This window comes from Algoriphagus jejuensis (genome assembly GCF_039523455.1).
GTDB lineage: Bacteria > Bacteroidota > Bacteroidia > Cytophagales > Cyclobacteriaceae > Algoriphagus > Algoriphagus jejuensis.
Map to the genome: position 1 here is coordinate 366,297 of NZ_BAAAFI010000007.1, position 26,509 is coordinate 392,805.

17 protein-coding genes and 1 tRNA gene are annotated in these 26,509 nt (G+C 47.9%); 8 read left to right on the forward strand and 10 right to left on the reverse strand.

All coding sequences use genetic code 11. From position 1 onward, the window contains the following. Positions 1–33: 33 nt before the first annotated feature. Together ABD031_RS09410 and ABD031_RS09415 are read right to left on the reverse strand one after the other, a co-directional pair. Positions 34–903, reverse strand: coding sequence for a DUF808 domain-containing protein (locus ABD031_RS09410; RefSeq protein WP_343850682.1), 870 nt, complete (start codon positions 901–903; stop codon positions 34–36). A 148-nt stretch (positions 904–1,051) separates the two neighbouring features. Next, positions 1,052–1,951 (reverse strand): phytanoyl-CoA dioxygenase family protein, encoded by a 900-nt coding sequence (locus ABD031_RS09415; protein ID WP_343850684.1) that lies wholly within the window; start codon positions 1,949–1,951, stop codon positions 1,052–1,054. Positions 1,952–2,164: 213 nt separating this feature from the next. On the opposite strand from ABD031_RS09415, the gene ABD031_RS09420 reads away from it, so the two are divergent. Beyond that, positions 2,165–3,589, forward strand: coding sequence for a Gfo/Idh/MocA family protein (locus ABD031_RS09420; RefSeq protein WP_343850686.1), 1,425 nt, complete (start codon positions 2,165–2,167; stop codon positions 3,587–3,589). Positions 3,590–3,834: 245 nt separating this feature from the next. On the opposite strand, the gene ABD031_RS09425 is transcribed toward ABD031_RS09420, so the two are convergent. Both ABD031_RS09425 and ABD031_RS09430 read right to left on the reverse strand, forming a co-directional pair. Then, positions 3,835–5,064 carry a M48 family metallopeptidase gene (locus tag ABD031_RS09425; RefSeq protein WP_343850688.1) on the reverse strand — a complete coding sequence of 410 codons (1,230 nt, stop codon included), beginning with the start codon at positions 5,062–5,064 and terminating at the stop codon, positions 3,835–3,837. Between the two features lie 6 nt (positions 5,065–5,070). Continuing rightward, positions 5,071–6,117: a PorP/SprF family type IX secretion system membrane protein gene (locus ABD031_RS09430; RefSeq protein ID WP_425542729.1), complete on the reverse strand. Its 1,047-nt coding sequence runs from the start codon at positions 6,115–6,117 to the stop codon at positions 5,071–5,073. A gap of 82 nt (positions 6,118–6,199) precedes the next feature. On the opposite strand from ABD031_RS09430, the gene ABD031_RS09435 reads away from it, so the two are divergent. From ABD031_RS09435 to ABD031_RS09455, 5 genes are all read left to right on the forward strand, one after another. Then, entirely contained in the window at positions 6,200–11,713 is a 5,514-nt protein-coding gene (locus ABD031_RS09435; protein WP_343850690.1) for a T9SS type B sorting domain-containing protein, read from the forward strand. Between the two features lies 1 nt (position 11,714). Then, on the forward strand, positions 11,715–12,467 hold the full coding sequence (gene yaaA, locus ABD031_RS09440; RefSeq protein WP_343850692.1) for a peroxide stress protein YaaA: 753 nt from the start codon (positions 11,715–11,717) through the stop codon (positions 12,465–12,467). A 327-nt stretch (positions 12,468–12,794) separates the two neighbouring features. Continuing rightward, the gene (locus ABD031_RS09445) at positions 12,795–15,491 is read left to right on the forward strand and encodes a T9SS type B sorting domain-containing protein (protein WP_343850694.1); all 2,697 of its coding nucleotides are present in this window, start codon (positions 12,795–12,797) and stop codon (positions 15,489–15,491) included. Positions 15,492–15,610: 119 nt separating this feature from the next. Then, positions 15,611–16,837, forward strand: a complete 1,227-nt coding sequence (locus tag ABD031_RS09450) for an MFS transporter (protein ID WP_343850696.1) — start codon at positions 15,611–15,613, stop codon at positions 16,835–16,837. Between the two features lie 47 nt (positions 16,838–16,884). Next, the gene (locus tag ABD031_RS09455; protein WP_343850698.1) at positions 16,885–18,258 is read left to right on the forward strand and encodes a glycoside hydrolase family 140 protein; all 1,374 of its coding nucleotides are present in this window, start codon (positions 16,885–16,887) and stop codon (positions 18,256–18,258) included. Here ABD031_RS09455 and ABD031_RS09460 read toward each other — a convergent pair. Both ABD031_RS09460 and ABD031_RS09465 read right to left on the reverse strand, forming a co-directional pair. Further along, positions 18,255–18,491, reverse strand: a complete 237-nt coding sequence (locus ABD031_RS09460) for a hypothetical protein (RefSeq protein WP_343850700.1) — start codon at positions 18,489–18,491, stop codon at positions 18,255–18,257. The genes ABD031_RS09455 and ABD031_RS09460 overlap by 4 nt on opposite strands. Positions 18,492–18,761: 270 nt before the next feature. After that, a tRNA-Arg gene (locus ABD031_RS09465) sits at positions 18,762–18,835 on the reverse strand. 176 nt (positions 18,836–19,011) lie between these two features. Between ABD031_RS09465 and ABD031_RS09470 the strand changes: the two genes are divergently transcribed. Beyond that, positions 19,012–19,758 (forward strand): porin family protein, encoded by a 747-nt coding sequence (locus ABD031_RS09470; RefSeq protein ID WP_343850702.1) that lies wholly within the window; start codon positions 19,012–19,014, stop codon positions 19,756–19,758. Positions 19,759–19,942: 184 nt separating this feature from the next. Here the strand turns inward: ABD031_RS09470 and ABD031_RS09475 are convergent, their stop codons facing one another. Both ABD031_RS09475 and rpoN read right to left on the reverse strand, forming a co-directional pair. Beyond that, complete coding sequence (locus tag ABD031_RS09475; RefSeq protein ID WP_343850704.1) at positions 19,943–20,530, reverse strand: phosphatase PAP2 family protein; 588 nt, start codon at positions 20,528–20,530, stop codon at positions 19,943–19,945. 32 nt (positions 20,531–20,562) lie between these two features. After that, positions 20,563–22,017 carry an RNA polymerase factor sigma-54 gene (gene rpoN, locus ABD031_RS09480; protein WP_343850706.1) on the reverse strand — a complete coding sequence of 485 codons (1,455 nt, stop codon included), beginning with the start codon at positions 22,015–22,017 and terminating at the stop codon, positions 20,563–20,565. 176 nt (positions 22,018–22,193) lie between these two features. Between rpoN and asnS the strand changes: the two genes are divergently transcribed. Continuing rightward, positions 22,194–23,645 carry an asparagine--tRNA ligase gene (asnS, locus tag ABD031_RS09485; protein ID WP_343850708.1) on the forward strand — a complete coding sequence of 484 codons (1,452 nt, stop codon included), beginning with the start codon at positions 22,194–22,196 and terminating at the stop codon, positions 23,643–23,645. Between the two features lie 117 nt (positions 23,646–23,762). Here the strand turns inward: asnS and ABD031_RS09490 are convergent, their stop codons facing one another. Both ABD031_RS09490 and ABD031_RS09495 read right to left on the reverse strand, forming a co-directional pair. Further along, positions 23,763–25,265, reverse strand: a complete 1,503-nt coding sequence (locus ABD031_RS09490; protein ID WP_343850710.1) for a sulfatase — start codon at positions 25,263–25,265, stop codon at positions 23,763–23,765. Between the two features lie 54 nt (positions 25,266–25,319). Next, complete coding sequence (locus ABD031_RS09495; RefSeq protein WP_343850712.1) at positions 25,320–26,507, reverse strand: MFS transporter; 1,188 nt, start codon at positions 26,505–26,507, stop codon at positions 25,320–25,322. Between the last annotated feature and the right edge of the window lie 2 nt (positions 26,508–26,509).

The window sequence follows — 26,509 nt, forward strand, 5'->3', positions numbered from 1 at the left end:
GGACAAATTGGAAGCGCAGAATTCCAGATTCGGTTATTTTCTTTTGAAAATCCACTTGACCGCTGATACTAACAGCAGCACAATAATCCCCACAACCAATCCGAAAAGAAATTCCTTGACGATTCCGGGCCAGGTCGGAAGCAGGTGATGGAAAAACTCAACGTTGTGGACGAAAATCCCTCCTGAGACCAAGAGCAAAGCGATGGTTCCGATAAATCCCAAAGCCCTGATTAACATGGGCAGTGCATTGACCAGTAAGAGCCCGACTTTATCCGAAAAGCTATCGTCTTTGTCGTTGAGTGCAATAAGTTTGGCGCCAAATTCGTCCATCCGCACAATCAGCCCAACTATTCCATATACACCGACGGTCGCTATCAATGCGATTATGGTGACGACTATGATCTGAGTGGACAACGATTCGCCTACTACCGTACCCAGCGCGATGATGATAATCTCAACTGAAAGAATAAAATCAGTCGTGACGGCAGACTTGATCTTTTGCTTTTCGAGAGCCAAAATCTGTTCTTCCGTAAGCTCATTTTCTAACTTAACCGCCGTTTCATGGTGGTGGGGTACAAAATACTCATAGATCTTCTCCGCTCCCTCGTAGGCCAAATACAAACCACCAATCACCAAAATAACCGTTACCGCCACGGGTAAAAAAGCACTGAGGAGAAAGGCCACGGGAAGAATGATGACTTTGTTCAGCAGCGAACCTTTGGTGATCGCCCACAGCACCGGCAGTTCCCGGTCGGAGACGAAACCTGATGCTTTCTCGGCATTTACGGCGAGGTCATCGCCCAAGATTCCGGCGGTTTTCTTTGCCGCCACTTTGCTCATCACTGCCACGTCATCCATCAGCGTGGCGATATCATCCAATAGGGCAAAAAGTCCTGAAGCCATTTTTAGTTATGATTTTTGATTTAAAATTTACGACGTCAATGGTAGCCGCCATCCTTGCGAAGATAAGGCTGGCGGTATAAAGTAACGAGCGAAATGAGAAGTTAGGTTTACGGAATCCGTGAACTTTGGCACTGAAAATTCCGAATCCTTACCACTTTTCCACCTTGCCACTTTCCAACTCCTTTTCAAAAATCAGCGGAAAAAACTTTCCTTCCATCTTTTCTCCCTTGGGAATCACAGGAACTCCCTTTAAAAGCGGTTCGTCGGAATCGGAAATCGTCCCATCTGCAAAGACATTGAGCACAAAAGCCTTTCGGGAATGACCGGAATCGTTTGCGAAACTTCCATGCACCAACAAGGGATGATGGAATGCCGCATGCCCCGCTTTCAGCGGGATGGCGACAGGTTTGAAGTTTGCCTTTTGCTCCTCACTCATCATCGCCATAAGCCCGTTCATATCTCCAGCTAAGGCCGGTTTCTCCAACAATCCCCAGCAATGCGAACCCGGCACGTATTGGAGACAGCCATTTTCCTCAGTCGCATCATCGAGTCCACACCAGCAGGTCAGATGCTGCATCTCGACAGTTCGCGTCCAATAGCTATAATCCTGATGCCAGGCCACATTTCCACCGTGATGTGCGGGCTTGCAAAAGAGCTGATCGTGCCAAAACCTTACCGACCTATCTCCCAAGAGTTGGGAGGCGGCCATGCGAAAAGCCGGATTCCAGATCACATCGTGAAAGGCCTCGGCAATCCTCCAATGCCCCAGGGAATGAAAGAGAACTTTATTTGGATCTCCTGATTCGTTGCTGTGAAACTCATGGAAAAGGTGATGCTGCGGATGCGTTGGATCCATCACTTCGTCCAGCGCTTTTTTCAGCGCATCGATCTGATCTTGGTCTAGCAGCTTGATATCCGACAAATAGCCATTTTCATTAAAAAAGGCAATCTGCTCTTGGCTGAGTCGGTATTGATCCCAATCTTCCACAGTTTTGGGTTGGGGAAAAAGATCCGTGAGCAGGTGATGGAAGTCGGCTAGATCGTTCATTTGGCTTTGGAATTTTGGGCGGACAAAAGATACTAAAAATCAAAAAAGAAGCTATCCCGAGGATGTATTTTGCATTTCGGCATCGTTTCCGTTAATTTTCAAATAGCGGCCTCTCAAAATCATGGATATGTCGGTAGATTGGCCTGTTATAAATTTCCAAAGGTATAAGCCCTTGAAAAGGCTTGCGTTACTTTAACCCAAAAATTCCATGCTATGAATACCAATCGAAGAAGCTTTTTGAAAACCGGAGCGACGGCGGCTCTTGGGCTTTCGGGACTGACGGTGATCTCACCTTCCGTCCTGGGAAAGTCCATGGGCTATGTGGCTCCGAGTGACAAAGTCAACCTAGCCTGCATTGGCATCGGAAACCGCGGAGCCGAGATCATCCGTGAACTTCACAAGACCGGACTCTGCAATGTCGTCGCGCTATGTGATGTGGACATGGGTGCAAAGCAGACTCAGGACATCATCAAGATGTTTCCCGAGGCAAAACATTTCCAGGATTTCCGCAAGATGTTTGAACAGTTCGGAAAAAACTTTGATGCAGTCAGTGTCGCTACGCCGGACTTTTCCCACTTCCCCTGCACGATGCTGGCGCTCTCCGAGGGCAAGCACGTCTATGTAGAAAAGCCCATGGCTCGCACCTTCCAAGAGGTGGACTTGATGATGGCTGCCGCCAAAAAATACCCAAAACTGGCGACCCAAATGGGAAATCAAGGCCACTCTGAGGGAAACTATTTCCAGTTTAAAACCTGGAAAGAAGCCGGAGTGATCAAAGACGTAACCGCCATGACTGCCCACATGAACAGCCGCAGACGCTGGCATGACTGGGATCCAAAGATCTCCTCCTACCCAGCGGCTGAACCGATTCCCTCCACCTTGGACTGGGATGTGTGGACTGCGCAGGCAAGACCGCACGAGTTCAACAAAGACTATCACAACGGACAGTGGAGATGCTGGTATGACTTCGGCATGGGCGCACTCGGAGATTGGGGTGCGCATATCATGGATACAGCACATGAGTTTCTCGACCTCGGCCTACCTTACGAAGTCAATCCAACCAAGCTCACCGGCCACAACCCGTTCTTCTTCCCGATGTCGACCACGCTGGAATTTAAGTTTCCAGAAAGAGGCGCCATGCCTCCGATGGTTATTACCTGGCAAGATGGGATGGATAATATTCCTGCAGTGCCGGAAGGCTATGGTGTCTCCGAACTCGACCCGAACATTCCGCCGCCAAGCACCGGACAGATGCAACCTGCCAAACTAAATCCCGGCAAAATCATCTACAGCAAAGATCTGATCTTCAAAGGCGGTTCGCATGGCAGCACGCTTTCCATTATCGGGGGAGACAAAGCCAAAGAATGGGAATCGAAGCTACCGGAAGTTCCTGCAAGCCCATCCAATCACTTTGCCAACTTCCTCAAAGCTTGCAAAGGCGAGGAGCAGGCTAGATCGCGTTTTGAAATCGCGGGCCCACTTTCACAGGTGTTCTGCCTAGGTGTAATGGCGCAGTGGTCAGGGGAAAAAGTTGAATTTGACCGGGAAACCAGAAAGATCACCAACAATCCGATGCTGAATCAGATCCTGGCCGGCATGCCGCCTAGAAAAGGCTGGGAAGAGTACTATACGGTTTAGATTTAGAGCCAAAAACCTAGGTTTAAGACCGTTGCGCTAGAATCAAGAAGTCGTCCGGACATAGCTCTGGACGGCTTTTTCTTTGCTGAAAAACCGGTTCCTTCTATCTTAGAGAAAAACGAGAGTTTGGAGAGAGTTGGTTGGATCTAAATCTAGATACCTCTGTCTCTGCACTCGACAAGGCCTCTCTGACACCAAAGCGCTACGGAAACGCGGCTGCCTTCGCGCCTCCACCGTGAAACAAATTACTCCAACCTCTCCAGCCTCTCCAGCAGCGGCGGATGAGAATAATTCACAAACACATACCAAGGATGCGGATTGATATTGCTGAGGGACTTGACTGAAAGTGTTTTCAATGCAGCGGCAAGCGGAACTCCCGCAAAGGTAGTCTTGGCAAACTCATCGGCCTCAAACTCGTTTTTTCTGCTCAGCCAATTCATCGCCATACCCAAGACTGTAGAGATGGGAGAAATCAACAGCGAAAACCCGATGAGATTCAAGGCCACCGACCAAGTTTCTCCACCAAGCGCAGAGCTGATTGTTTCGGAAAACACAAACTGTCCGAGCAAATACAACATCAAACCCACCTGAACGACCGATATCACCATTCCCCAAACAATGTGCTTTTTCTTAAAATGCCCTACCTCATGGGCTAGCACAGCGACCAGTTCGTCAGTGGAGTGCTGCTCGATCAGCGTGTCGTATAGGACAACTTTCTTTCTTTTGCCCAAACCGGAAAAAAATGCATTGGCCTTGGCGGATCGTTTGCTTCCGTCGATGACGAAAATATTATCCAGCGGAAAATCCACCTTGCGGGCATAAGCCATGATTTTTTGCTTCAACTCCCCATCTTCCAATGGAGTTAGTTTGTTGAACAATGGCAAAATCCAAGAAGTGTAAAACAGATTGATCAAAACCATAAATACGGCGGAGACAATCCAAAACTGCCACCAAAAATTCGCTCCCACCTGCTCGATCAACCAGAGAAACACCAGCAGCAGTCCCCCTCCGATCACAATAGCCAAGCCATACCCCTTGATTCTATCGGTAAAAAAAGTCATGTGGGAGGTCTTGTTGAAACCGAATTTTTCCTCGATTACGAAGGTCTTATACCAGTCAAATGGAATGCTTAGGAGGTCCGAAGCAACAAAGATCAGCCCGAAGAACAGCAGCGACATGGTCAAGGTACTATACCCAAAAGTCGCTAACCAATTGTCCATCGCTCCAAACCAACCCTGCGAGATAAACGCCAAGGTAAGCACCAGAGAGAACATCGTTTCGATGATCCTGAACCGGAAATTTTCCCGCTGATAGGCTTTTGACTCTTCGAGTTTGGTCCGATCCAGATAGCCAGCCAGTGTATCGGGAACATTGGGAACGGGATTTTTGACATTCAGAAATCCGAGGATTTTCTCTACCAAAAACCCAAAGACGACCACCGCGATCATCAGGTATTTCAAATTTTCTACGGACATACGGGATTAGAACTTCGGACAAGGCAGGACCGTGTCCCTTCTGGAAGGCTTTCCCTGATTGCCATTGGGAAGCGTCCAAGACAAGCTCAGTTCGTGTGCTCCACCAGATTGGATACCCAGCTTCGAAACGGTGTAGTCAAAGCTATACCCGACATTCAGCCCACTCAGTAGATTGACACCAAACATCATGACGATCGCATCGCGGTTGCTTTGTTCGTTGACCGGCTTAAAGGGAAGCCCCCGATACCACAGTCCAAACACTATCGGCTCAACTGTAAAATAGGCACCGACATCCAGCTGTTGAAATGGCCCCTGCCACTTGTAGTTCACCGTTGGGGTAAAGGCGCGTTGTCTTCTCATGTGGGTAAAGTCCCCTCGCATGGGGCCGTCGCCGAGGCTGATTCGGTAGCCTGCATGTACGGAAAGCTTCATCGGTAGCGGGCTGGCACCATCTATAAAAGACTGGTTAGGCTCATTGACATGGTGTGCCGAAAACCCTGCCCAGAGATTCTCTGTGAAAAACAATCCGCCAACGGAGAGGGAAAGCATCCCGATAGGGTCTCCCAAGCCCGGAATATCCGTCCCCGGCAGGGTTGGCCCAAATGGGTCGCTTGGATTAATTTGGTTGGCAAAAATCAAATTTTCATAAAACCCGATTTCTCTTCGGATGTAACTAACCTGGAATCCGGGGCGAAAATACATGCCGTCCGAAATCTTTAATTCATAGGAATACAAAGCCGAAATGCTAGTAGAGCGAAGTTTAGCCGCGCCCTCTGTATCCTGCATTACGTGTATACCTATACCACTATTGTATTCAGGTAGATAGGTATCATAATAGGCGGAAAAAGTCGTGAATTGAGCGTCGATTGAAGGCCACTGATTGCGGTAATTAAAACCAACACGTCCGGTAAGTTCACCCCCGGCCATAGCAGGATTCAGGTAAAGAGGAGCTGCGTAATACTGGCTATATTGGGGATCTTGCGCCAAAGCGGTAAAGGTCAGGCAAAGACAAAAAACCGTAAAAAAAACCAAACTTTGAAGAGACCGTAACAAGGAATTGTTCGTTTATTTGAGTATTCAGTTAGCTTCTAAACGATCCAGGCTTTGGCTTGTTTTAGATAGCAGTTCGAAAAATATGAAAAGCAGACCTATTTCCATAAGGTTCATTTTAATTTTTACAAGTTTCATCTTTCTGAGCTTTATTGGAATTAGTCATCTGGCAAATTCTCAAGGATTCAATGAAAATGAGTGGATTTTTGGGTACTGCAGCCCAAGCTCTGAAAACAACTATCTTTCCTTCGGAAAAGGCGGAACCGCAACTGTTCAGACTTTGCCGGGGACTGTCATCATCGGTGCAGACAACAATGCGCTCGCCATTGACCCGATCACAGGCCAGCCTTTGTTTTCCACCAACGGCGTTTTGGTCTATGACTACAGCTCCTCCCCCATTCAAGGCAGTGCTCCCGGACTCAACGGAGATATAGACGGAAGGCAAAAAGTAGCCACTGGATTTCTCGAATACGATCCTGACGGAAATAAGCTCTTCTATATTTTCTATCTCTCTCCTGGCGGCCAACTTCAATATGCGGTAGTGGACATGAATGCCCTCGGTCAGGCCAGCGGAAATGAGCGGCCTCTAGGCGAAGTCATTGTCAAAGATCAGGTTATTGGACCTGCGTCCGGCGCATTGCTGGTCGTGAAAACTACCGCGTCTCCCTCCTATCTGATTAGTTTCGAAGGAGGCAATTTGATTTCAAACCGATTGGAATCTACCCAAGGGAACTTTACTCAAACAGCCACGGCCGGAATCCCCTTCACTCCAAAGTCCATCGTCTTTGACGAGGAAAGCAGCCAGTTGATCGTTATTTCCGAAAACGTCAACGACGACATTCTGGTGATTCCTTTTAATAGTGCTACGGGGACCTTTGGCACTCCGACACCGGTCGCCGAGTCTGGAGGATCGGCTGAGATCGGCGGAGCGGATTTTTCTCCGAATGATTCTTTAATTTATTTCTCCAGAGGAAATCAACTATTCCGGGTACCGATAACCGACCTGAGTGCCACACCCGAAGAAATCCCTCTGACCCCCGGGCTGAACCAACTCTACGATGTTAAAGTCGGACCAGATGGGCAGTTGTATTACATCTATGAGGAAGTAGCCGGTGGGCCACAACTGATCGGGCGGGTAACCAACCCGAATGAACTCGACCTCACCTTAGTCAATTTGGAAGAAGATCCCTTTGCTGGCGTTGACTTTTGCGGAACAGTGTTCCCGGTATTTGCGCCCAATGCAGACATAAGCCCAAGTGTTGACTTTACCTGGGATCCGGCTGCCCCCTGCTCCAACAATCCCGTGCAGCTGACCAGCAATATCACTCCCGAAAACTACCAAGCCGTCTCCTTCAACTGGGAATTTTCTCCTCCCTTGGTAGATTCACTCGGCAATCCACTTCCTGCAGACTATAGTCAAGAGCACTTTCTGATCCCTCAGGATGCGGCACAAGGGACGAGCATATCGGTCACGCTCACAGTTGAGTTTGCCGATGGAAGCACCCAAGTGGTGCCGAAAACCATCCCGCTGACAGAAAACAATCTTGAAGCAAACTTCAGCCCGTCAGACACTACGTTGTGCTTATCCTGCATAGACCTGGATCCACTTCTCCAGGCTCAGGCCGCAGGAGGCGACGGGGAAGCGCCACCTTCTGGCAGCGAAGACAATTACGAATACTTCTGGTCTAACAAGCGGGATCAAGGATGGATCGGAAAAGAGGCCAATCAGGTCTGCCTTCCGGGTTTATATTGGGCACTGGTGCGGGAGCCTGGCTCCCAGTGCTACGCCTATGCTGAGATCAGGATAAAAATCTGGGATCTTCCGGATCAATCGAACAACATCTGGTATTTTGGAGACGGCGCCGGACTGGACTTTAACCCAGATCCGAATGATTCCACCGCCCCGACTCCCAGACCAATAGCGCAGAGACATCCGCAAAATATCCCGGCGGGAACCACTACGATTTCGGATCAGGCTGGCCAAGTACTGTTTTTTACCGACGGGCAAAAAGTATGGGATCTCAACGGGGATATCATGGCAAACGGAGACAGCATCGGAGGCGACAATACAGCCAGTCAATCCGTCATTGCGGTGACTGTACCTCAACAACCCACTCTCTTTTATCTGTTCACCACCCAAGCTACAGCCAGTGGAACTAATTCTGTCAGTTTCTCTATGGTAGATATCAAGGCCGAGAACGCAAATGGAGTCGGCAACGTGGTCACCAAAAACAATTTCCTTTTTAGCCCCTCAACAGAGCAATCGGCAGCCATTTCTAGTGGTGACACCACTTGGGTAATGTTTCACGAATTGGGAAACAATACCTTTCGGGCGTATCCAGTCTCCGGGAATGGCATCGGGCAACCCGTCCTGAGTTCGGTAGGAAGCAACCATGGATTCAACTCGGGAGTAGGTGCGATGAAGTTCAGCCCAGATGGCACGAAGCTCGCCGTGACCATCTCCGAAGGTGGGTGTAACAAAACCGAGATCTTTGAATTTGACCAGCAGACCGGAAAACTCACCGAATACGCGCGGGTAGATCTCGGATGCGACGGAGATGTCTATGGACTGGAATTCAACCAAGATTCCGATCGAATTTTGGTTTCCTACCGGAATGGAGGGCCAGGAATCGAAGAATTTATCATTAAGGAAGTCGAAAACGACGATCCAGACGCGACAAGTTGTCCCGCCTGTTTTGACTCTGCCTCCTCGCGAGCTGAACGTGAGGCTTGTATTCTTACGACCAAAAAAGCTGTCGGCGGTACTGCTAGCCTAAATCTTGGCGCATTGCAAATCGCATCAGATGGACAAATCTATGTGGCGGTCGTCGGCGATAACCGGATCGGTCAGATCCAGGTGGGATCCGGATGCAGCGGCACGAGCACTTTCAATCAGGACGCAGTCGAACCTATGCCGGGAACTTCCAATCTTGGACTCCCGTCTTTTGTTCAAAATTCCGGCAGCTCCATTCCAGAGCCGGCACTTTCTTTCCCGCCCCGACTTTGTCTAGATCCCGCACTCGGCGCCAGCGCTACTCTCGGTGGTGCCGGGGAACCGGATATTGACTCCTACTTCTGGACTATTACTCATGAAGACGGCACGGTAATACGGGCTGACTATGGGGGGCCTGGAGACCAATTTCAGAATCTCGATCAAATCTTCAATTCCCCAGGAAAATACACTATCGCGCTGCGCGTGGATCGGTGCGGCGACCCCACATATTTTGAAGCAGAAGGAGAACTTGAGGTGGTCGAGCCCCCGGTATTGACTTTAGCTTCTGATGCTACACTATGCGCAGGAAGCCCGGTGACGCTCACTGCGATCGACGGCTATGATCCCGCCGATGGCCTATATGATTTCCAATGGACCAATGCTGCAGGTCAAATTTTTGGGGATGAAAACTCCAACTCCATTGAGGTGATTGACGAAAGCATCTACACGGTCAAGGTAAGTTTCAGATTGCCGGCGGGAATTCCGGATGATGAGGCTTTGTTGTTCCAAACCTGCCCCGCAACCGCAGAAGTCTTTGTCGGTCCCGCTTTCGAATTTGAACTGACTCAGACAGCTACCGAAGTCTGCTTTGAGGAAACCTCCGTGATTTTCGCTCCAAACACCCCGATCGTTGGCGAATGGTTTTATGATTTAAATGCAAGTGGTACGAGAGTCCCGTTGGGTGAATTTTTCGAATTGGAACTATTCATTAACACCCTCCCAGGCCCAGGCCTATACGAGCTGATATTCGTGACTGAGGATCCGATCTTGGCAGGATGTATCATCGAGAAAAAAACAAACCTCATGGTTAATGAATTGCCGATTTTAATTGCGGCACAAACCAATCCAGCCACAGACTGCGCGACCGCAGATGGGGCTTTCGAAATCACGCTACAAGGTGATGCCGCAGAGGTTAGAATTCCAGAATTAGCTTTGACCTATTCCAATCAAGCTGCGGGAACTATCATCCCGGTACCCAACGTGTTGCCAGGCATCTACACGATCGAAGCGGAAAACAGCACCGGTTGTTTCTATTCTACTTCAGTGACGATCGAAAATCAGAATCCTCCTGCACCCTACGCGTTCTCAGTGGCTCCTGCCGACGAAACTTGTTCTTCCACTGCTGTGGTACCCGGAAGGATCACTATCTCGTTTGACAATGGCGCTGCTCAAGTCGGCACCTACACTGCGATAAGACAGGGCGATGGGCAGGTATTTACAGGGCAGCTTCCGAACTTGGCATCGTTTGATATTGAACTGCCCCATGGAGATTATCTGGTAGAAGTGGCTGATGCCGCCGGCTGTCCAGTGCCTGACCCGACGCTGTATTCCATCGCGCAAAAACTCCAGGTGGTGTTTTCTGTGCCGACGACTGTCACGGCCTGTGAAAGTTTTGCTTTCACCCCTACCAGCCCAGATTCGTTGACCTATACGGTTACCGATGCCGCGGGAGTGTCCATTTCGCCCGATTCGAACGGAGCGTATACCTTTACCAACTCTGGCGTCTATACCGTTCTGGGGATAGATCCAGCCGGTGTCAATTGCCCCAAAGAAATCGAAATGAATGTGTCGATTACCGTACCACTTGATTTCTCTCTTTCTGGCCCAATTGTCGATTGTCAAGTAGGCGTACGTTATGAGGCGATATTGAACAACGCGGTAGCCGATGATGTGATTTTCCTTTGGAAAGACGATCTCGGTGTGATCGTCGGCAGACGTCAGACTTTTGTACCAAGCCGAGATGGAAATTACACTCTGGAAGTCCAGCCAGCCGACGGTGGCCTTTGCCCAACCTCAGAGATCCCGTTTACAGCGGAGATCCAGACTAATGCCGTGCCCATTACCTTAGACGTAGTTCCATTTTGCGTAGATCAGACAAGCACCACAATTACCGTCATCGGAGACTTATCCGAAGTGGCAGAGATCGAATGGTATAGTGTGGTGGCCGGTACACGCACCCGCCTGCCGCAATTTGACGACCTGCCCATCATCGAAGTCGGCGCGGAAGGCACCTATGAGGTATTGATACGTAGCCAATATGGTTGCGAACTCGGGCGTGCAAATGGTTCGGTAGTCAAATCCACCATTCCACCTCCGATTGTGCCCTCGCAAATCACCATCTGCGCGGTAGAAGGCGTCACCACGAGTATCAATCCAGGTGCCTACGATAACTACAGCTGGTTGCTCGATGGAGTGGAAGTCTCTCAGGACGCGATCTTCACGCCAACTTTGCCCGGCACCTACGAACTAAACGTCTCTGACGATTTGGGGTGCGGATATTCCACTACGTTCGTCGTCATTGAGGATTGTCGCTTATTGATCTCTTATCCAAACGGCGTCGTGCTCAACGATCCCAACCGCGGATTTATCCTTTATGCCAATGACTTTATTGACACGATTGATGTCTTCATCTACAATCGATGGGGAGAGCTGATATTTTACTGCGAACACGAAAATGTGGAACCCGGACAGCCATTTTGTCCTTGGGACGGTGTGGTCAATGGGAAATTTGTACCGAACGGGACCTACGCGGTTGTGGTGAAATATTCCTCCAGAGTCCAAAACATCACGAAAACAGAAACCAAAGCGATTACGATTATTCAATAGTATGTTAATTCTAATTTCCCCTGCGAAATCTCTCGATTATAGCGTCCCAGCTTTCAAAGAACACACCTTTCCTGACTTCACTTCAGATATCAAAGCACTCGTAGGCGTGATGAAGAAAAAATCTTCTAAGGAAATCGCGGAGCTGATGCACCTGAGTGAAAATCTGGCCCAACTCAACGAGACGCGTTATAAAACTTTCGAAAAGGCGTTTACCCCGGAAAATTCCAAGCAGGCGATCTTAGCGTTCAACGGTGATGTCTATACCAAAATCGACGTAGAGACTTACTCGGCGGCTGATTTTGAATTCGCACAAAAACATTTGAGGATTCTCTCCGGATTGTATGGATTGCTGAAGCCGCTCGATCTGATTCAGCCCTATCGGTTGGAAATGGGTACCCGGCTGGAAACCAAAAAGGGAAAGAATCTCTACGAATATTGGGATAAAAAAATCGCCAAAGCAATAAACGAAGCGGCCGCGGGAAGGCCGATTGTCAACTTGGCTTCGCAGGAATATTTCAAAGCAGTAGACCTAAAAACCCTAAAAACGCCGGTGGTGAACATTCATTTCAAGGAATTCAAAAATGAAAGCTATCAGACCATTGGCTTTTTCGCCAAGCAAGCCCGAGGAATGATGACCAATTTCGCGATCACAAATCGAGTGTCCGATCCCGAAGACCTGAAAGCATTTGACCTAGAAGGCTACGAATTCTCGGAGCCGATGAGCTCTACGACTGATTGGTTTTTCATCAGATAGGAATAAGCCGAACCGGATAATTAGAAATCAATCGACAGCTTAATGAGGAAAATATACTGACTTCTTCCTAAGCAAAGTATATTTGCAAAACAGTAATACGGCCACAAAGGACAAACTCAAGGTTTGATCTTCAAAGCTGGCGAATCTTGGAATAGCTTTTGCCAAATTTCGAATCATGCGGTGTGCCCCGATTAGAGTACGTTAAAACTTAAGCGAGACAGTGCATTTTCTCAAAAGGAAATTACCGAACGCCAAAAAAGAAAAATTATCTTTAGCGATAATCCCAAAATTTCAACCATGCCTTTGGCAAACATTTAATCACCAAAAATGAAGTTTAGGATACTTTTGGTATGGGCGAGTTTACTCGTTTCACTTTTTATGTGGGGAGGCGGTATTGCATCAACTCCTTTGGTAACCGAACTCACTTCGCCCCTTAGGGTCGACCCGGAACTGGTAGGCCCTAGTAGTCTGTGTAATGTTTTTGGCTCAGTCCTGGGCGTATTCAGTGCAGGCGGAAACCCTGAATCTGATGTATATACTTGGAATGTATTTGGTCCAAATGGCGAATTGGTTTTCCAACGCTCCGGCGGTGTTCAGTATGAGAGAATTGAAGTTTGGTTCTACGCACTGGGATCCTATCGGGTCGAGCTGAGTGTACGTCGAAACGCTGACATAATTCTAAATCAGACACAATCAGTTCTGGTGGTCCAAGGACCAGAATTGACTGTTTTGCCCGATTATTTACTTTGCGGCAACTCGCCTACCGACATGACGGTGATCAGTCCCGCCACCCCAAACATTGACCAATACGTCTTCGAGTGGAAAAATGGCAGTGGCGCTGTCATCGGCAACACGAACACAATCACGGTATCTGAAGAAGGTTTCTATTATTACAAATTGCATTTCTTGGGGACAGATGGGCAGAAACTATGTCCGATTGAAGGATCGACTTTTGCCGGACCTTCGCTCGATTACACCATTGGACTTAGCAAGACAACCTTATGTCAGCGGCAACAGTTAACCGCAACCACGAACAGCACGAGTCCAGGCGATTGGTATCTGGTCCAGCCCAATTCCACTACTAGGACTCTTGTGGATCGAGGCTACCAAGTTTCGATAGGTGGGGCAGATTTAACTTCAATAGGAACATACACGCTTGTGCTCAGCGTCACTGACCCTAAATATCCCGACTGCACTTCAGAGCGTATGGCAACCTTCGAAGTAACCGAAGGAGCTTATTTAACCGTCAAGGCGCTAAAAAAGCCCGACAGCTGCGGAACATTTGACGGCGCTATTGAGGTGACTGCATCCTCTCCAATCGATTCCCTTTTTGTCCTTGAGGCTGGATTTCAAAAGGTGAATATGAATCGAAATGAGACCGCTACGATCAACGGGCTGGAGGCTCGGGTTTACACTGCGGTAGGGTATTACAAAGGATGTGAAATCGTTGTCCTATTCACACTTGAAAGCCAAAACTCTCCCTCAAGCACTCCTACTGTTCAGATATCTCCTGAAACATGCGACGGGGACGGATCGGTTCAGGTCGAGTTTACACAGGGACCGGTAACTGGAACCTATCGGATTTTGGGTCGAGGAAGAGGCTTTTTTGTTAGCGATGATTTTAAGGATCAATCCAGTTTGACAATTCCTTTACCAGGAGGAACTTATCTTTTAGAAATCGAAATAGATAACTGTATCTATCCTGTTGAGCAATTGATTGTGCCGTTCAAAGCGGTGGTCGATTTCGATGAGCCTTCCCGTATTATAATTTGTGAGAGCTTCGATTTTACTCCTGAAACGGACCAAGAGCTGATCTTCACCCTGACATATCCTGATAAAACCACGCAAACCTTGCCCGCTGGTCAAGCCTTTGTCTTGACCCAAGGGGGAGAGTACGAGCTTTTGGGAGAGAGCACAGATCCTTCCTTTGGCTATTGTTCCAGATCTGAGAAATTCACTGCCATCGAATCTTTACCGTATTCTTTTGGGTATACCTACGAACCAGATTGTTATGGAAATCAAATATATAAAGCCAACCTCGAGGGGAGTGGGCTAAGTTCGTCAGCGATAGACAATGCGTCCATCCGTTGGCTCAATGATAAAAATGAAATCATGAGCCGAGGAAAGACATTCTATGCCCCAACTATCGGGAATTTTTCCCTGCTAGTACAGCCTGCTGGAATCGCCTATTGTCCAGCTACACCGGTCAATTTCACCGTCGAAACCTTGGTATTCAATATAGTTGTGGATTTGAATGCCGATAAAATTTGCCCGGATCCGGGTACGGCTTGGGTCACACTGACGATGGACACTACATTGGCCAATAAAATCGAGTGGATCTATTTTGAGGATGCTGTAAATGGACCCAAAATCGATCTTCCACAATACACTAACCAGAAAAAGATCCTAGTAGATAAACCTGGAAATTACGAGGCAGTAGTCTACAACCGAATTGGTTGTGAAATGGGGAGAAACTTTATCCATGTAGATAATAGCATTCTACTTGATGAGCCGACAATTGAAGATTCTTACGGCGTCTGTGCCAAGGGATCGAGGGGCATTGTAATCAACCCAGGAGAATACTCAGAATATTATTGGTATTTTGAAGGAGATCTGGTCTCTACAGATCCTACATTTTCTCCATCAGAGGTAGGAGAGTTTCTCCTCAAAGTAGTCACGATAGATGGTTGCGAGTTTCTCGCTCCCTTCCAAACCTATGACGGCTGCCCGTTTGAGTTCGTCTACCCAAATGCCATGGTCTTGGGAGACCCCGCAAGGAGCTTTGAAATGCGGGTAAGCGAAGGCATAACCGAGGCGGAATTGTTCATTATCGACCGACAGGGTTCTCTGGTTTTTCACCAGCAGGCCCAGGACATTTCCAGTGATCAGGCTATTTTCAAATGGGACGGCAAAAGCAACGGGTCTTATATTATACCGGGGACCTATGCGGTAATCTTTATCGGAAAAAATTCCGTCTTTGGGTTTGAGGAAAAAACCACCGGATCCCTACTGGTAATCCAATAGCGGGGTTTTCCTTTCAAGGAATATTTTAAAGTACGGGAAAGCAAAACCCTTTTTTTTTTCTATTTTGAGCCGCTTCAAAGCCTTATTTTACTCAACCCAAAAACCAAACACCTTCTTTTATGACGCAAACCATCAACAAAAGTGCCCTCTTCAACGCAAGCTGTTTGGCACTCATCACCACTGCCTTTTCCTTTTCCATTCGGGCGGGCATTCTTCCACAGCTGGGAGATTCATTTGGACTTTCCGCCGAACAGCTTGGGTTTATCAATTCGATGTGGTTCTTGGGATTCCCTATTTCGATGATCCTAGGCGGGCTATTCTATCATATTATTGGCCCGGCCAACATTATGAGAATAGCATTTGTGACACATACCTTGGGTATTTTGATGACCATTTTTGCTGACGGTTATACTACCCTATTGATTTCTACTCTGTTTATCGGCTTTGGTAACGGATGTACTGAAGCAGCCTGTAACCCGCTTATCGCTGACATGTACTCTGGTGTCACTCTGAATAAGATGCTGAACAGATTTCACATGTGGTTCCCCGGGGGGATCGTTTTAGGAAGCTTAGTGTCGAAATTTATGACCGATGGGGGCTTTGCATGGCAAACTCAAGTTTGGGTAATGATGATCCCTACGATCGCCTATGCGGTTCTTTTCTTTGGAAAGACCTTCCCTCAGCCAAAAGTAGAAGGTGCAGCGTCTCTCGGTAGCAACCTGAAGGCGATGATCAGCCCAGTATTTATCTTCCTGTTCTTCGCTATGGCGTTGACAGCAATTACCGAATTCGGTCCACAGCAGTGGGTAGGCCTGATCATGGGCGCAAGCGGTGCTAGCCCGATGCTGATCTTGGCTTTGACTACAGGTGTGATGGCTATAGGCAGATTCTTCGCCGGCCCGGTGGTGAAAGCCCTGGGACAAACCGGAGTATTGCTCGGAGGAGCCATCTTCGCAGCATTGGGAATTTTTATGTTCAGTACAGTAACGGGCCCCATGGCTTACCTTGCCGCCTTCGTTTTTGCAATCGGTGTATGTTATTTCTGGCCAGTGATGATCGGCGCCGTTGCTCAGCGAGTACCGCTTTCTGGTGCCTTGGGCATGTCCATCATCGGGGGCGTGGGAATGTTTTCCACGGCGATCTTCCAACCGTTCATCGGATCATGGATCGACACCTCTACGGCAACTCATAGTGCTGCCGGACTTACTGGTAGTGCTTTGGAATTGGCAGCAGGCCAAGAGACCCTCCAGAAAATAATGATCTTCCCGGGTATCTTGATTGTTCTCTTCATCATCTTCTTTATCTGGCAGAAAGGCTCCAAGCCAGCTACTGCAGCCGCTCATTAACTTATGAAAGCAGCCTTCGGGCTGCTTTTTTTTTCCCAAGCTGACCAATGAACGCAAAGTCCACTATTCTTTCACTACTTCTGACTCTCTGGACTTTGCTTGCTTTTTCGCAAGATATAAAGGGTCCGATCCAGGTGCATCCAAATGGCAGATTCCTTACCACTCCGGAAGGGGCACCTTTCTTCTGGATGGCAGATACGGCATGGGAGCTCTTTCATCGATTGGATATAGCGGAAGCGACATACTATCTGGACAAGCGAAAAGAACAAGGCTTCAATGTCGTACAGGCCGTGGTGTTGGCAGAACTAGACGGGCTCAATACGCCCAATGCGTACGGTGAGCTACCCTTTTCCAACCTAGAAAAATGGGAATACAACGAAGCATACTTCCAACACGTCGATTTGATCTTGGATTTGGCAGAAAAAAGTGGAATACACATTGCACTCCTTCCTACTTGGGGCGACAAATTATTCAAACACAACTGGGGAGTCGGCCCAGAAATATTCGATTTGGAGACAGCATATACCTACGGCAAATGGATCGGAGCGAGATACCAAGACCGAAAAAACCTTGTTTGGGTATTGGGCGGAGACCGAAATCCAAGAAAGGAATCGGAAGACATCGAAGTCTGGAACCAGATGGCAAAAGGAATATTGGAAAGCCAAAATCCTGAAAACCCGATTTTGATGACCTTTCATCCCCAACCTGCCGACCTCGGCGGCAGCTCCAACTGGTTTCATCAGGAGGAATGGCTGAGTTTCAACATGCATCAAACCGGACACTGCCCAGACACCGGAAATTTCGAAAAAATCGCCCATGATTATACACTTTCTCCAACCAAGCCAACCATCGATGGCGAACCGATGTACGAGGAGCATCCAAAATGTTTTGATGCAAAAAATCAAGGCTATAGTGAGGCGGCAGACATACGCATGATTATGTATTGGAATGTCTTCGCTGGGGCAGCGGGGCAAACCTACGGCTGCCATGCCGTCTGGCAAATGTATGACTTGGACAGAGCACCAGTAAACGCCCCACTTAAACCCTGGAATAAGTCTCTGGACTTGGAGATGGCTAACCAAGTCAAGCATCTTAAAAATCTGATGCTTAGCCGAACTTACTTTTCCAGAATTCCTGATCAGTCGCTGATTGCGACCAATCCAGAACGCCCTATGCAACACCTCGCTGCAACACGTTCTACGACCGGAGACTTTGCGATGGTATATTTTCCCGAAGGGAATCCCGCTCAACTAAATATCAGCTCGTTTCCGGGCAAAACTGTGAAGTCTACTTGGTACGACCCTCGCACGGGAGTGAGTTTTGCAGCCGAAAATTATACGGATGAAAAGTTTGTAGACGTGTCTCCGCCTAGTCAAGGCAGAGGAAACGACTGGGTATTGATCTTAGACGCGATGGACTAGAGGCCGCAGGAATACGAGCTGTATTCCGCAGGTGGGATAGACCATAGCTTGCCATCCGCATCACGGTAGGTGATGATGTTGGTGCTTTCCATGATTTTGATCGTTTCCTGAGTCGAGATGGAAGCACCATTAACCAATAAAATCGTGCAGGGCCCACTTGTTTCCGTGACGTCGTTAAAACCTTCACAACCAAACATTCCAAAAACTACTGTCAGCATCAGGTATTTCCGCATAGATTTTTTAGCCCTTGGGTTTAAAATTAAAGAAAAGGACTGGCTTAAAAAAAAGAATGGGGAAACACCATTTGTTTAAGTCTAAAACCCTCTCCTAGAACGTTCGCATTTTCTTAATTATCAGCGCTCCTTTTTCGCAGCCTTTCTATAATCGATCTAGCTCATCTGATCGACGGCCTCATTTAACTACTCAAAAATAAATCCCACCGTTTTGTGTTGGCACCTTTAAATCCGAAAACAAAAAAAGCCCAGCGGTTAGGCTGAGCTTTGTGACCTCGTCAAGATTCAAACTTGAAACCTCCTGAGCCGTAATCAGGTGCTCTATTCAGTTGAGCTACGAAGCCGAATTGGTTTGCAAAGGTATCTATAAATCTATTTTTTCCAAATCCTCTGCCCCAAGATTTTTTGAAATATCCAGAGGCACTCCTTCTCCACTTAAGAATAATTAAGAGCTTTTAGGGGGTTAATCATTACGGTTTTTATATTTTTGCCCCCATCCTACAGAATTGAATCCTCTTTGATGAAAAAATTATTTACACTGTCGCTAGCTATCTTTGCATTTCATTTTGCGCAGGCGCAGGAATCAGAAACTAAACCAAAAACGCCGATCGGTGGCCGCCCAAATATCCCGAGTGACCTAAATTTCGAATTTGGCTTCAATCAGTTAACTAACCGTCCAAACGAAATCGGAGTGGATTTTTTTGGCTCGCGAACCTTCAATGTATCCTATCAATTTCCCCTCTACCTGATGGGGAAAAATTCCGGTTTTACGCTCAATCCTGGTTTTGGCGTTGGCACCGACAAGCTGGCTTTCAAAGACGATCAGAACCTTTTCAACAATCCTGATCTTGGCTCAAACTCTTCTGAACTGCTGGACGTGACCGAAGTCTATGGGGACAACATCCTGATCAAGGCCAACAACTTCTCTGCAAACTACTTTGAAGTTCCTATCGATCTGAGATATCACCTTAACAAAAACAACTACGCCAAAAGCTTTCGGTTTAGCGTTGGAGGTAAAGTTGGGTTTCTCTATGAAGCACACACGAAAATCAAATACGAATCTGCGGGATTTGACAAGCGAAAAATCAAAGATTCTCAGCAATATGGCTTAGAAAAAATTAGATATGCAATCTCAGTCAAAGCAGGTTCGCCCGGATTTTATGTCTGGGGAAATTTCTACCTGAATGATGTTTGGGAGAAAGGTCGCGGCCCTTACGCCACTCAAGCTAGTCAGATCAACTTCGGTTTGGCCGTCTCCGTCTTCTAGGTCAGAAAAAAGTCAAAAACTCAAATGCCTCCAGAAAGAGAAATTCTTTTTGGGGGCATTTTTTTTTCAAACTAGGTTACGGACAGTGAGCACTTTAATGAGGATGTTATCCCCTTCGATCCTCCACCCTCTTCCGACTTGGTTCTAAAAACTAATTTCTAACGTGTAAAATCTCGATTTTTTTTCAAACCCAAATCCAGTTGAAACCGAACCAGCAAATCACAAATCCCGCGACCAATCCCGCATAAACCTCCGATGGACGATGTGCTTGTAAAAACAGCCTTGCCGCCGCAACAATTCCGCAAAGTATCAGTGCACCCAACAGCGGATAAAGGACCTCAAACGTGGGAAATTTCCTACCGAGAACCAAGACAACTGCGAGCAACCCACCTAGTCCGGTCATATGTGCCGACATTTTCCAAAAAAAACTAACCGCCGTCAACAGGACCACCGAAATGGAAATGACCATCATCCCCTGCCAGAGGACGGGATCGAATTCCGGTCTTTGGTGTAGAAACCAGGTGGTCACCATAAAGTACAGTGTCGCAATGACAAAGGGCAATTTGCGGTCTTTCACCTCTGGCATATGCAGACTTTTGATTGTCCCACTGAGGCGAAGTCCAACGATTGTGACCAACGGAATGAACAGAGTAGAAAGCGTAATCAGGAGAAATATGCGCGTTTTGAACGCTTCTGGAATACTGGTTGCTTCCGGAACTACAAAAAGCAGCAAGGCAAAAACCAAGGCTGGGATCAGCAGTGGTTGGAACAATATCGTAAGAAATAAGGCAACCCCTCTCTGCACTACAGTTCTTTTCTTAGTCTCGCTACCGGAATCTGCAGCTGTTCCCTATATTTTGCCACCGTTCTCCTGGCAATGTTGTAGCCTCTTTTGTTGAGCATCTTCACCAATTTATCATCAGAAAGCGGCCGCTTCTTGTCCTCGGCATCCACCATGCCTTGCAGCACAAACTTCACTTCCCGGTTGCTCACGTCTTCGCCGCTATCGGTGGCGATGCCCTCGGAGAAGAAATACTTCAGTGGATACACTCCGAATTCCGTCTGAATAGCCTTGCTGTTGGCCACTCTGGATACGGTGGAAATATCCATATCGATCCGTTCCGCGATATCCTTCAGAATCATTGGCCGCAGATTTGTCTCATCGCCATCTATAAAAAATTCCTTCTGATAAGTCAAAATTGCCTCCATGGTTCTCAACAATGTATTTTGCCGCTGTTTGATCGCATCGATAAACCACTTTGCCGAGTCCAGTTTTTGCTTGACAAAAGAAACCGTATCCTTCAGTTTTTTATCCTTCTTGTCGCTCTTATCATAGGCATCAAACATCTCCGCATAAGACCTCGAAATCCGAAGCTCAGGCGCATTCCTGGAGTTAAGGCTGATTTCCATCTTTCCGCCCACATTCGAAAGTATAAAATCCGGGATGATATACTGCGTTCTGACCAAACCGTCGGACGTTCCTCCCGGCTTAGGATTCAGTTTGGTGATCAAATTGACGGCATCCTTGATCTGTTCTTCATCGAGATCCAGACGTTTTTGGATTTTGGAATAGTGTTTTTTGGTAAATTCTTCAAAACAATCCTGCACGATCAACAGAGCGTGCATGACGACCGGATCATCGGGATGTTCCTTACGCTCCAGCTGCAGGGTCAGACATTCCTGAAGATTTCGTGCGGCAATTCCCGCTGGGTCAAAATTTTGGATTTTACGGAGGATTTCCTCCATTTCATCGATGTCCGTTTCGATATTTTGGCTGAAAGCCAGATCGTTGATGATCGCCTCTAGATCGCGTCTGATGTAGCCATCATTCTCTATACTACCGACGAGCTGTTGCCCTATGATCTTCTGCCGCTCATCCAGCTTCAAGTACGAAAGTTGAGAGATGAGCTGCTCATGAAGCGATGACTGAGAGGAAATCGGGATTTCACGGTCATCGTCATCCGAGTTATAGTTGCCATCGCCCTGCATCTTATAGCCGCCATAGTCATCGTCGAGATATCCATCAAGATTAAGGTCTTGATCGTCCCGGTTTCTTTCTTCTTCACTACTATCCCCAAAGTCCTCTTCTTGAGTCTGCTCCGGCTCGTCCTTCCCCTCTTCCAGGGCAGGATTTATTTCAAGCTCCTCTTCGATCCTTGAATCCAACTCAGCGGTAGGCACCTGCAGCAGTTTGATAAACTGGATTTGTTGAGGGGAAAGCTTCTGGGAAAGAGACTGACTTAGGTTTAGCTTTTGCATTGAAATCTGAAAGGATCGGCTATTTGGAGTAAAAAAAAGCTTTTTCACAGGAAAAAGCTCATGAATCAAATTTAGGAAAAAGAGCCAATGTTTTGATAAAAAGGTGATTTAATCGTTTTTTTGCATTCCACTAAAAAATGGCCGGAAAAGCCTTTTCCCTGCATAACTAATCTCCAATGGCATTTAACAAACGGGTCAAAATCAAGACCATCCTGGATCAGAACCTGACCGGACAAGAGATCACCCTGATGGGCTGGGTACGTACCAAAAGAAGCAATAAAAATGTCTCTTTCATCGCTCTCAATGACGGTTCGATCATTACCAACTACCAGGTAGTCGCAGACCCCAATTTGATTTCGGAAGACATCCTGAAGAAATGCAGCACTGGCGCCTGCCTCAAAGTGTCCGGCACCGTAGTGGAATCGCAAGGCGCGGGGCAATCCTCCGAACTCAATGCCAAATCCATCGAAATCCTTGGCGAGGCAGATCCGGACAAATACCCGCTCCAGCCCAAAAAGCACTCCCTGGAATTCCTGAGAGACATTGCCCACCTGAGAATGCGCACTAACACCTTTAGCGCAGTTTTCAGAGTGCGTCACGCTTTGGCCTTTGCAGTGCATAAATATTTCAATGACAAGGGATTCTTCTACATCCACACGCCGATCATCACCGCGTCTGATGCAGAAGGTGCCGGAGAAATGTTCCGCGTGACTACCTTGGATCTGAAGAACCTTCCGAAAAATGAAGAAGGAGTGATAGACTTCAAAAAGGATTTCTTCGAAAAAGAAACCAACCTTACCGTATCTGGGCAGCTTGAGGGAGAATTGGCGGCGATGGCCTTGGCTGAGATCTATACCTTTGGACCAACCTTTCGCGCAGAGAACTCCAACACCACCCGTCACCTGGCGGAATTTTGGATGATCGAGCCTGAAATGGCCTTCTACGATGCAGAGGACAACCAAAACCTCGCGGAGGACTTCCTGAAATATGTCATCAACTACGCATTGGAACACTGCGCCGAAGATCTCCAATTCCTTGATCAGCGGGCTACAGAAGAGGAAAAGTCAAAGCCAGCCGACCAACGCGCGGAGCTCGGATTGATTGATAAGCTTAAATTTGTAGTGGAAAATGACTTCGTCAGACTTACCTACACCGAGGCTATCGACATCCTACGCAACTCCAATCACAACAAGAAGAAGAAGTTTCAATACCTCATCGACGCATGGGGCGCCGACTTGCAGTCCGAACATGAGCGCTTCTTGGTAGAGAAGCATTTCAAAAAACCGGTGATCCTGACCGATTATCCAAAAGACATCAAGTCCTTCTACATGCGTCAAAATGACGACGGAAAGACCGTTGCTGCCATGGACATCCTTTTTCCAGGCATCGGTGAAATCGTCGGTGGATCTCAGCGTGAGGAGCGTCTGGATTTGTTGACCAAACGAATGGAAGAAATGAATATCCCTCAAGAAGAAATGTGGTGGTATCTCGACACCCGCAGATTCGGCGCAACGCCGCATGCGGGCTTCGGGCTGGGCTTCGAGCGAATGGTGCTCTTCGTAACCGGCATGGGCAATATCCGCGATGTAATCGCCTTCCCAAGAACACCCGGAAACGCAGAGTTTTAATTGCAATCAACCCACTCTCCAAGGGTTTTAAATCCCTTGGAGAGTTTAAACACTATAAAAAAACCCTCCAAAAGCGATGCATTGTGAGGGTTTTTCATTTCTAGCCAACATCATAATTCATTTGTCTCCAGCCTCTTTTTGATACAATCCCGTATTTCCCTTCTCCAGGAGATTCATCAGCTGTTCAACTTTCTGAGGCTGATCCCCGGCAACATTTTTGCTCTGATACGGATCTTTATTGAAGTCATAAAGTTCGATGATTTTACCTTCCTTTCGGAGATATTCTGTCAACCGGTATTGAGCGGTGCGTAGCGATACCCCGCGATTGTAATACGAGTAGGCATAGTTTCTCCAGGTCGGCAACTGTGGTTCATCCATCAGAGCCACTAAGCTTTCCCCATCCAGACCCGCCTCTTCAGGCAGCCCCGCAAACTCCAATATGGTAGGATAGATATCCGTGGTACTGACGATCTGGGTGATCTGCTCACCAGACTTGCCCGGTCTTCGGATCATCAGCACACTTTGCAGCGCCCGATCAAAAAGCGTATGCTTTCCCCAAACCAGCTGATCACCGAGATGCCAGCCGTGGTCTCCCCAGACCACTACGATGGTGTTTTCTGCGAGGCCTTGTTTTTCCAACTCATCGAGCACTTTCCCAACCTGTGCATCCACGTAGCTCACCGCAGCGAGATAGGCATGCCGGACTTTGCGGGAATAAGCGTCAGACATAGCCGCATCCAGACTTGCTTTTTCCTCTCCCAGGGCATACTGGTTGAATTCCCCACTTGCAAGTAGGCTTGCTTTGGAGGAGCTTTCCGGAATCCCCGCAAAAGGTGCCAGCGGGATCTCCGACTCCTCATACAGGTCCCAATACTTTTTCGGTGCGGTGAAGGGAAGATGCGGCTTAAAAAAACCCACACCCAGGAAGAAGGGTTGCCCCTTTTCTTTCAAGTCCTTCATCTTTTCGATCGCAAGATTGGCAGTGAGTCCATCGGGGTAGCCCTCATCGGTCACGTCCGCCGCCTCATAGGGCTTCACTTGGCCCTTGAGGGTGTTTCGGTTAGAGCCATCGGCATAGCCAAAGAAAGCATTGTGTGCCGTGCCCCATTTTCCGGCATCAAAAAGCATCTCGTCCCAACTCCCCGGGAGCTCGATCTGATCGCTTTTGGGCTCCAGATAATCATACACATAGCCGTCTGGATGGTGGGAAATCTTGCCGACTCCCACAGTATAGTAGCCATTTCCCCTCAGCCTTTCCAAAAAGGTTACAGGCCGCTCCCCTTCCGCCTTCTTCGAAATCAATTGGGCGGCGGCCATATTGCCAACCTCTACGGTGCTTTGTGGGAGTTTGCCCACGAGCAGATTGTAGCGGGACGCACCACAGGTAGGCACGGTGACAAAGTGATTGTGAAAGAGGCTGCTTTGTTGAGCCAAGCGATCAAGATTGGGGGAATGAACATAGTCCGCTCCATAGGCTCCAAGCTCCGGCCTGAGATCATCGATTGCAATAAACAGGATGTTTGGTGGGGATTTTTCCGTAGGATTTTGCAAGGCAAAAGATTCATGACAAACCGGCCAAACCAAGGCAACCGAAAGGAAAAAGGGTTTCAAAAAGGACATGCTTCAGAGGAAAATTTTTCTGAAAATAAGCAATCCAATCCGAAATCCCGGCGATCAACTCACCACCTTCACGCGGCGCGCCAAAGGAATACAAAGTAGGCTAAAAAAGATGGCTAGATAACCAACGTTATTGAAATTGGTGAGCTGCCCGAATTCATTTTCCCCGATGATCAGCCCCGCCCCAAGCGACGCCATTCCTGCCGCCAACTGCTGCACCGCAGAATTGAAACTTAGGAAACTGCCACGGTTTTCAGGCTTTGCTGTCCCTGTGATGATCGCTGCCGCAGGAACATAGCGTCCATTGGAAGTCACAAAAAACATGGTGGTGACCACCAGTACAATAGGAATCGGAGTGAGCCCGAGATGGGTGATGATTCCAATCGGAATCATGTTAAGCAACATGAAAATGGTGAAGATTTTAAGCTTGCCATGGCGATCAGAAAGCTTCCCAACCCAAGGCGAAGTAAAGATCGTAAAGGCGCCCCCTGCGATGTAGATGTAGGTGAGCTGCATCTCCGAAAAGCCAACATTGGCGACGTTATAGGGACTCAAAAAAGGGATGATCATAAACTGACCGAACATCATCATCACCGACAAACCAATCGCCCGCATTTGATTGCTATTACTGGTCACCCGAGATATCACTTCCAGCGGATGGGGCCTTCTGACTTCTTTACCCAAATGCTCGCGAATCGGAGGAATAAACTTAGATATCATGCCAAAGCTCAACAAGGATAGTCCTGTAAGGATGAAAAAGGGCGTATGCCAGCTGGAAAGACTTGCCAAAAATAATCCGATGGGAACTCCCATAACAGATGCAAACGAAAAGGCGGCCATAACCAAACCCATTGCACGTCCCCGTCTTTCATTGGGCACCACATCTCCGATGATCGCCAAAATCAGAGCTGAGGTCAGACCTCCAAAAACGCCCGAAAGGACTCTTGCAGCCAATAGTACTCCATAGCTCGGAGAAAGTGCACAGCCCAAGGTTCCGATGGTAAACCCGATGTACACCCAAATGAGGATTTTTTTTCGATCAAATCGATCCAGAAAAAACGCACCGAAAAAACTGGATACTCCTGCGCTGAAAGTGTAGGAAGACACCAATAGACTGAATTCTCCTGGGCCGATTTCGAAGATCCTCATTAGCTGCGGCCCAAGCGGCATCAGGATCATGAAGTCTACAATATGGATAAAGTTTATCGCGGCGAGCGTCCAAAGTAGCGCCTTTTCGTTTTGCATGT

Bases quoted from the DNA above. Each gene is read 5' to 3' on its own strand.
- ABD031_RS09410 (WP_343850682.1), bottom strand. From the start codon at position 903: ATGGCTTCAGGACTTTTTGCCCTATTGGATGATATCGCCACGCTGATG.
- ABD031_RS09415 (WP_343850684.1), bottom strand. From the start codon at position 1,951: ATGAACGATCTAGCCGACTTCCATCACCTGCTCACGGATCTTTTTCCC.
- ABD031_RS09420 (WP_343850686.1), top strand. From the start codon at position 2,165: ATGAATACCAATCGAAGAAGCTTTTTGAAAACCGGAGCGACGGCGGCT.
- ABD031_RS09425 (WP_343850688.1), bottom strand. From the start codon at position 5,064: ATGTCCGTAGAAAATTTGAAATACCTGATGATCGCGGTGGTCGTCTTT.
- ABD031_RS09435 (WP_343850690.1), top strand. From the start codon at position 6,200: ATGAAAAGCAGACCTATTTCCATAAGGTTCATTTTAATTTTTACAAGT.
- yaaA (WP_343850692.1), top strand. From the start codon at position 11,715: ATGTTAATTCTAATTTCCCCTGCGAAATCTCTCGATTATAGCGTCCCA.
- ABD031_RS09445 (WP_343850694.1), top strand. From the start codon at position 12,795: ATGAAGTTTAGGATACTTTTGGTATGGGCGAGTTTACTCGTTTCACTT.
- ABD031_RS09450 (WP_343850696.1), top strand. From the start codon at position 15,611: ATGACGCAAACCATCAACAAAAGTGCCCTCTTCAACGCAAGCTGTTTG.
- ABD031_RS09455 (WP_343850698.1), top strand. From the start codon at position 16,885: ATGAACGCAAAGTCCACTATTCTTTCACTACTTCTGACTCTCTGGACT.
- ABD031_RS09460 (WP_343850700.1), bottom strand. From the start codon at position 18,491: ATGCGGAAATACCTGATGCTGACAGTAGTTTTTGGAATGTTTGGTTGT.
- ABD031_RS09470 (WP_343850702.1), top strand. From the start codon at position 19,012: ATGAAAAAATTATTTACACTGTCGCTAGCTATCTTTGCATTTCATTTT.
- rpoN (WP_343850706.1), bottom strand. From the start codon at position 22,017: ATGCAAAAGCTAAACCTAAGTCAGTCTCTTTCCCAGAAGCTTTCCCCT.
- asnS (WP_343850708.1), top strand. From the start codon at position 22,194: ATGGCATTTAACAAACGGGTCAAAATCAAGACCATCCTGGATCAGAAC.
- ABD031_RS09490 (WP_343850710.1), bottom strand. From the start codon at position 25,265: ATGTCCTTTTTGAAACCCTTTTTCCTTTCGGTTGCCTTGGTTTGGCCG.
- ABD031_RS09495 (WP_343850712.1), bottom strand. From the start codon at position 26,507: ATGCAAAACGAAAAGGCGCTACTTTGGACGCTCGCCGCGATAAACTTT.